The sequence below is a fragment of the Skermanella aerolata KACC 11604 genome (assembly GCF_000936425.1).
Lineage (GTDB): Bacteria > Pseudomonadota > Alphaproteobacteria > Azospirillales > Azospirillaceae > Skermanella > Skermanella aerolata.
In genome coordinates this window covers 1-7,243 of sequence record NZ_AVFK01000108.1, presented here as the reverse complement: position 1 = coordinate 7,243, position 7,243 = coordinate 1, and the positions used below count along the sequence as shown (strand labels likewise).

The following is a 7,243-nucleotide window of genomic DNA, read 5'->3' as shown; positions in this document are numbered from 1 at the left end:
GGCTGCGGCGGCGAGGGCGGGGGCGGGGCTCGCCAGGATCGCGCTGGCGGCTTCGGCCGCCCGCTCCAAAGCCGGATCGGCGCGGACGCCGGCCAGCGTCGCCGCGGCGGCGAAATCGCCCGGATCGACGGAGGGCGGGTGGTTGGCGAGCCGGCGCCAGAGGGCGTAGATCCGGCCGGGCGGTCCGGGATCGTCGCCGGGGCGGGTCAGCTGGCGGGCGTCGCGGATCTGGGACTCGTCCTCCAGGCGCCCGGCCGCAGCCAGGCTGGAGGCCGCGGCCGACAGGGCCAGGCGGTCGAGCCAGACCCCGGTGGCCGGGCCGTTAGTGTGACGCGTTCCATTCAAAATTTCAGCGAGTGGGAGGCCGAAACGCTTAATCAAGGTAAGTACTTGTGCCCATTCTCATCCCGTTCAAAACTTCACGTACCGTTCAAAAGTTCAGAAGGCCACCATGCCGGACGAGCCGCTGCCCCGCCTTGAAGGCGACGCCCAATCCAACGCGGCGTGGCACCGCGCCCGAAGGCGCGCCGTGGCGCTTGAAGCGGTCCTGGCCGCCGAAGGAGCGCGCTCGGCCGCTGTCGCCGCGGCGGCGCGGGAGCTGGCCCTCTCGACCCGCCAAGTGTACGCGCTGCTGCGGCGTTACGAACCCGCGCGAACCGTCGGCTCCCTGCTGCGGCGGACGGGAGCGCGCGGGAGCCGCATCACCCCGGCCGTTGAACAGATCATCCGGGCCTGGCTCAAGCGCTACCTGCGCCGCGAGCGCAAATCCCTGCGTGCGATTGTCAACTGCATTCGTGACGACGCCTCAGCCGCCGGCGAGCGGCCGCCCGGGATCAACACGGTCCGGCGGTGCCTGCGCCAGTGGTATACGGATGAGGAGATCGTCAAGCGCCGCCATGGTCCGCGCGGCCACGCCAACCGCCTGCATCCGAGGGCGGGCACCATCGACGCCACTTATCCGCTGGAACGGACTCAGATCGACAGCACGCCGACCAACATCCTGCTGGTCGATGCCGAGGGTGTCGTCATCGGGCGGGCGACGCTGGTCATCCTGGTCGACGTCTTCTCGCATGCGGTGTTGGGATTCTGCCTGTCGCTGGAAAAGCCTTCGGCCATCACCACCGCCCTGTGCATCCAGCACGCCATCCTGCCCAAGGAGCAATGGCTGGCGGAGCGCAACGTTTCCTATGACTGGCCGATGTCCGGCGTGCCGCACGAGATCTTCCCCGATCGGGGCCGCGAATTCCGCAACAGCGCCTTGGCGCGGGGATGCGACGACCTGCGGATCCGGCTGGAAACCGAGCGTCGGGGCAATCCGCACATCCGCGGCATCGTCGAGCGGGTGCTTGACATCATCAACGAGCTGACGTCACGCGAACCCGGTACCATGACCCGGTCCCCGACGGAGCGGGGAGGATATCGCGCGGACCTGCACGCCTGCCTTACCTTCGAGCGTCTCGAGCGGATCGTCGCCATCGCGATCGCCGGCATCCACAACGTCGAGCAGGATGAACGCTCGCTACGCATCCCGCTGGAGGATTGGAAAGCCGGCATCGATCGCACGGTGCAGCGGCCCTGCGATCCGGACACCGTGCTGCTCCGGTTCCTGCCGGGTGAGGAGCGCAAGCTCGGCCCCACCGGCATCCGGCGGTTCGGGCTGGACTATTACAGCCACCTCCTGGATCCCTACATCGTCAACGCGGACCGCCACGGCAAGCTGCTGGTCCGGCACGACCCACGCAACATTTCGCGCATTTACGTCCGCCTGCCGGATACCGGCGGGTATCTCGCCCTGGGGCGGCGCGACGGGATCGCCGGACCCGTCAGCCTTTGGGAGCACCGGGCGGAGCGCCGGCGCCGGCGTCTCCACGGCGCGGCGTATTCCGGGGTGCGGGCTCAGGCGCGCCGGGACATCGATGCCTCGGCCAGGGAGGCGGCCACGTTGACCCGTCACCGCCGACGGGCGGCCCGGGCCGCTGAGCGGGAACGTCTCGGGACGTCTGCGCCGACACCTCTTCCAGACCCTGAACCGGCATCGCGGCCAAAGCTCAACCTGCGGAAAAAGCGGGCATTCGCCATCAACGAGCCCTGGGAGTCGGGGGAATGACCGACCATCTGCGCCCGGAGATCCGCTCCCAGGTCGACCTGCCGCCGACCGAGCGGGCCGTGCTGTTCCGGGCGCCGCGATGGATCGGTTATGATGCCGCGGTGGAGCACCTGACCGCCATGACCGACCGGTGCAGGCTGCCGCCGCATGACCGGATGCGCGGCTTTACCGTGATCGGTCCGTTCAACAACGGCAAGACGATGCTGGTCGAGCGCTTCCGGCAGATCATGAACGCGCAGCAGCGATCGAACCGGGTCTACAGCGTCGATGTTCCGGGGGCGCCGTCCCTGATGCGCTTTCTCGCCGCCCTGCGTCGCACCTTTCAAGCCCCCAGCCGGTCGGGCAGCACCCTGGCGGACCGTGAGGATCAGATCCTGACCCTGCTGAGCAACCTGAAGCCCGCTGCCATCGTCCTGGACGAATTCCACAATGTGCTCGACGCCGCGCCACGAGAGCGGAAAATGATTTTCGCGTTCCTGCGGGCCTGGGGAAAGCTGCATGTCGCTCCCATCCTGGTGGGGGACACGCGCCTGCGGATCACCATCGATCTCGACGAGCAGATGGAAAGTCGTCTCGATCTGCTGGGGCTCGAGCGCTGGGCTTTCGACGAGAGCTTCCTGACCTTGCTCGACAGCCTCGAGGCGGTGCTGCCGCTGCGCCATCCCTCCGACCTGTCAGGGGAGGAACTGGCGTCCCTTCTCTACGAACGAACCGAGGGGTTGATTGGCCGAACCACCGAGGTTTGCGGCCAGGCGGCGACACTTGCCATGGAGGAGGGCGTGGAGCGGATCACCCGGGCGCATGTCGAGCGGGTGGCTCCGCAACCGCCTTCGCTCCGTCGGCCGCGTGATCTGTCAAGGCTCGTCTGAATACCGGGCGCACCCGGCGACGGCTGAGCGGGGGCATCTCAACCGAACGGAAACTCAAACCCGATGAAGCGTGGTTCCGGCACACTGATCCCGATCGAGATCCAGCCTCCGGACTCATCGGTGCGGCGCGGATTGTGGCCGGTTCAGCCGGTTCCGGCAGCGACGGAAAGCCTGTCCAGCTGGCTTGGCCGCACCGCCCTGGGCAATGGTTTGGCTCCGGCCGACGTTTTGGCCGAATTGCGGCGCCTTCGGGTGCGCACCCACCTGCTGGATGCCGATATGAACTTACCGGCGAAGGCCGCCACGGCTATCGGGCGCTGGACCGGTCATTCGACCGGGGTCCTGGCGGGCATGACCCTGTCCGGGAATGCCGCTCTGCTTGCTCTTCCCCTTGCCACGCAAGCGCAGGCGGGCCGCCCTGCGCCCCGACACCAGTACTGCCCCGCCTGCTTGGCCGAGGACCGCGAGCCTTACTTTCGCTTGCTCTGGTCGGTTTCCTGGGTAGTTAGCTGCCTGATCCATAAATGTCTGCTGGTCAGTGGCTGCCCGCAGTGCGGCGCCGGATCACAGACGATGGATATCCAGTGTCATCTTCGCGATCTGGCGCAGTGCGCCGTCTGCGGGGCCGATTTCCGCACCGCTGCGCGAACCCGGGCCGCCAGGAAAATCCTGGATGGGCAGGCTCTGATAGATGTCCTTCATGTAATCCTGCTGCGCATCGGCAATCCGGCGTGGGTGAAGCGGTTCGCGCAGCTGATGGCAAATTTGCCGAACACGATGCACGGGTATTCCGAACGCCCGGCCGCCACCGGCCGGTTCGATGCCATGCCTCTGAGGGAACGGGCTTCATATATCGGGAAATCAAGTGACCGCGGTGTCATGCGGCGTCTCATGGAGGTAGCCGGCGGGGAAGCACTGGTCGGGATGCTCCCTGACCATATCGCACGGATCTGTCCCGATGCGGCTGGAGATCTGTCATCCAGGAAAGGGGATCCCTCACCTCCCAGGCAGGAATTACCGTCACTCTTGGAAGTCCTGCGGGCCTATGATGCCCTTTCCGCCGTCAACGAGCCGCTCCTGGAGCTTACCGCTGTTCCGGCTCGCCGCCATGACGCCTCCCAATTGGCTGAAATACATCGTCGGATCATCGGCGGTACGGGCGGACGGCCGTTGCCGCACGAGGAAATCGACGAAGTCGAGCGGCAATTCGCGGCCTTGCTGGTCCAGCCCCACTCCCGGATCTTTTTTCTGGCCGCGCAAAAGCGTCGGGTCGGGTGGGCGTTGCTGACCGGCAACATCCTGATGAGCCTTGTCCTCATCCCCGCATGGCGACATGCCTATGAAAACGCCCTCAGGACCCTGCAGGCGGCGGCCGATCCCTGGCTGCGCGATCACGCGTTCACCGTCATGGTGGTGCGGGTTTCCGAATGGCGTCGGCAGTGCTTCGAGGACGCCGGATGGCGGCGGGCCGCCGAGGTTGTTGACGGCATCGCCTGCGACTGGCCGGATCAACTGTCCGCGGATGTTCCGGTCCACACCCTCGAACGCGTGATCGGCGGCCGACCGACGCTCTCCTGACTCCCTCCGTCTCACCCGCCCTCCCCAGTGCTGGATGGCGGTGTTATCGGCAGCCAGTGTGACGGCCGCAGGATCCGGCGTCCGTCGTGCCACGCCGGCGCGTCGAGGCCGCCGATGCGGCCGTGGCTGGCCATCACCGAACGACCGGCCCAGACCAGGACGCGTCGGCCGTTCCGGGGCGCCGTCTCGATCGGCCGCCAGCGCATCGGCGTGCCGGGCGGCGGCTCACCCTGTCCGGCGGCACGCCGGCGGTGCTTTCCGTTAGCCGGAGGGGGACTTCGGTCGACCACCAGCCAGGCGCGGGGATGCGGCTGCTTGGCGCTTCCCGGATCGCTTGGATCCTCGAGCGTTTCGTGCCAGGCCGGCACGCCGCGCAGGATGCCGGCCCCGGTCAGGGCGGCGATGGTGAGGCGGGCGGCGCGGGATGTGACGCCCAGCGCCGAGGCCGCGCCGGCGACGGTCACGGCCGGCTCGCGCCACAGCCGGTCGAGCAGGTCGGGCACGCGGGAGTCGCGGCGCCGGTTGCCGATCGCCGCCGTCAGGGCCGCTTGGCGGCGCGCGGTCGCCGCCACGGCGTCGGTTTCGGTTTCGGCCAGCGCCGCGATCCGGACCAGCAGCCAGCCGACCGCGTCATCCTCCGGACCGGCCAGGATCTCCCGGAAGGCTGTCGCGTCGCTGGCGAAACCGACCGCCAGGGGCAGGTGGACGTGGTCGAGGGTGCAGGCGCGGCGCAGCAGGGCGGCGGCGCCGAGCCGGGCGACGGACGGCCAGAACCCGGCGGTCGCCGAGCTGCCGTAGTCGCGCAGCCGCCGCGACAGCGCGTCCTCGAACGCATCGGGCGCACGCATCCGCTCGGCCGGGGGATCGTCGAGGCGGTGTAGGCGGATCAGCGCCCGGCAGCCGCCGGTCAGGCCGGGCTCGGCGCGCAGCGTTGCCTCGACGAGGCCGGCGCCGTCGTCGAAGACGCCGGCATCGCCGGCTTCCGGCTGCCCGTCGAACCCGGCCCAGCGGCGGTGAAGCGCCATGAGCCATCCGCCACTCCAGGGGAGCGCCGGACCGGCGTCCAAAGGAGCGCCCCGCTCCTCGGATCCGGCAGGTTCCGCCGCCGTCTCGATCTCGAGCAGCGCCAGGCCCTCAAGGACCGCTTCGAGACCGGCGGCGGCGAACCCGGTGGCGGCCGGGCTGGCCGGCCGGGACGGTGCCGCGGCGCCGACCCGGTCCTCCTCGATGTCGAGCGCCAGGCGGACGAGGCCGGCGGCGCGGACTGCCGCGGCGCGCGGACCGGGGGCGACGCATTCCGGTGCCACCGCCGCCAGGGCGAGCTCCTCCCCGGTGACCGGCGCGCCGTCGAGTTTCATCATCGCCACGACGGTGCGGCGGACAGCCGGGGGGACGTGGCGCCGGCGCCGCTCCGGATCGGCCAGGGCGCCGTCTGTGGCTTTTCTTTAATTTTTGCACTGTAGCCCCAGCGAATCTGCGGGGTACCGCCACTGGTATCGGCTCAACGCTCTTCCTTTATGCTTTCATTGCGGTCGCGTGGCGCCTCTTGTCGTTTCAACGGGGACTGCGATGCCGCTCGCAAGGTTCGTCCCGGGAACACCGGTGCGCTATGCCGATCGGGACTACGTCATCCACAAGGTGCTCGGCGTCGAAGCGCTGATTCTGCTTGATGAGGCGAACGGAACCCTCAGGACCGTCCCGCCGCTGGCCGTCGAGTTCATTCCGGCAACGCAGGCGCCGGGCTTGCGCCCGGTGGCCATGCCCGATCTCAGGTTACCTGACGACGCCGAGTGGGCGGAGGCGGTTCGACGGCGTGACGTTATCCGGACCCTTGTCGAGAATCCCGCGCGCACAATCGACGACGTCACGACCGCAGCCGGCCTGCTCGGGGTCGGCCACCGGCAGGCCTACAACCTGATCGGCCTTTATGGCCGCGCTGGCGGGGTCGCGACCGCGTTTCTGCGCCAGGGCGGTGGCAAGCCCCGGACCGGGAGGTTGCCTGAGGCGGTTGAGCGGATCATTACGGACCGCATCGAGAACCATTACCTGAAGCGCGAGCGGCCGAGCCTGAAGTCGCTGGTCCGCGACGCGCGTGGCCACTGCCTCGCCGCCGATCTGAAGCCGCCGTCGTACAAGGCCATATGGACCCGTGTCCGACGGCTCGATCCGGCAGTGGTCGCCGCCAGGCGTCATGGCGCCGCAGCGGCCCGCGCGCTGAAGCCGGTCGCTGGGGCTTTCCCGCAAACATCCGAGCCGTGGGAGGAAGTTCACCTGGATTCCACGCCGATGGACCTGATGGTCGTTGACGAGACGCATCGCAAGCCGATCGGCCGGCCAACCGCGACCTTCGCCCTGGATCTCTTCAGCCGGGTCATCCCCGGCTTCGCCTTGACGTTGGAGCCACCTTCGACGCTCACGTCGGCCCTGTGCCTGGCCCATGCGGCGCAGGACAAGGCCGAGTGGCTTGCCCAGCGGGGCCTCGACCTCGACTGGCCGGTCTGGGGTATTCCCAGGCGCCTGGGCTTCGACCGGGGCGGCGAGTACGACGGAAAGGGCTTCCTGCGCGGGCTCCAGCAGTACGGCATCGAGGTGCGCGAACGTCCGCCGGGCGCCCCCCACCTGCACGGCGCGATGGAACGGGTCATCGGCACCTTCATGCGGCTCGTCCACGAGTTCCCCGGTACGACCT

General features: G+C 68.9%; 6 protein-coding genes. 4 read left to right on the top strand and 2 right to left on the bottom strand.

Going from position 1 to position 7,243, the window contains the following annotated elements; all coding sequences use genetic code 11:
* Nucleotides 1-345: DUF1403 family protein (locus N826_RS38060; RefSeq protein ID WP_044437697.1), on the bottom strand; the 345-nt coding region annotated here is incomplete at its 3' end.
* Between the two features lie 106 nt (nucleotides 346-451).
* Between N826_RS38060 and N826_RS38055 the strand changes: the two genes are divergently transcribed.
* The 3 genes from N826_RS38055 to N826_RS41155 all read left to right on the top strand — a co-directional run bounded on the left by N826_RS38055 (nucleotide 452) and on the right by N826_RS41155 (nucleotide 4,554).
* Nucleotides 452-2,107: a Mu transposase C-terminal domain-containing protein gene (locus tag N826_RS38055; protein ID WP_052832795.1), complete on the top strand. Its 1,656-nt coding sequence runs from the start codon at nucleotides 452-454 to the stop codon at nucleotides 2,105-2,107.
* Complete coding sequence (locus N826_RS38050) at nucleotides 2,104-2,976, top strand: TniB family NTP-binding protein (protein WP_044437696.1); 873 nt, start codon at nucleotides 2,104-2,106, stop codon at nucleotides 2,974-2,976. The genes N826_RS38055 and N826_RS38050 overlap by 4 nt, the downstream gene beginning before the upstream one ends.
* A gap of 132 nt (nucleotides 2,977-3,108) precedes the next feature.
* Entirely contained in the window at nucleotides 3,109-4,554 is a 1,446-nt protein-coding gene (locus N826_RS41155) for a TniQ family protein (RefSeq protein ID WP_169789507.1), read from the top strand.
* Between the two features lie 11 nt (nucleotides 4,555-4,565).
* Here the strand turns inward: N826_RS41155 and N826_RS38040 are convergent, their stop codons facing one another.
* Nucleotides 4,566-5,921, bottom strand: coding sequence for a hypothetical protein (locus N826_RS38040; protein WP_157599428.1), 1,356 nt, complete (start codon nucleotides 5,919-5,921; stop codon nucleotides 4,566-4,568).
* A gap of 202 nt (nucleotides 5,922-6,123) precedes the next feature.
* Here N826_RS38040 and N826_RS38035 point away from each other — a divergent pair.
* The coding region (locus N826_RS38035; RefSeq protein ID WP_157599427.1) for an integrase catalytic domain-containing protein at nucleotides 6,124-7,243 on the top strand (1,120 nt) is incomplete at its 3' end.

What these genes read in the sequence shown, in the direction of transcription:
- N826_RS38055 (WP_052832795.1), top strand. Translation starts at nt 452, where the DNA reads ATGCCGGACGAGCCGCTGCCCCGCCTTGAAGGCGACGCCCAATCCAAC.
- N826_RS38050 (WP_044437696.1), top strand. Translation starts at nt 2,104, where the DNA reads ATGACCGACCATCTGCGCCCGGAGATCCGCTCCCAGGTCGACCTGCCG.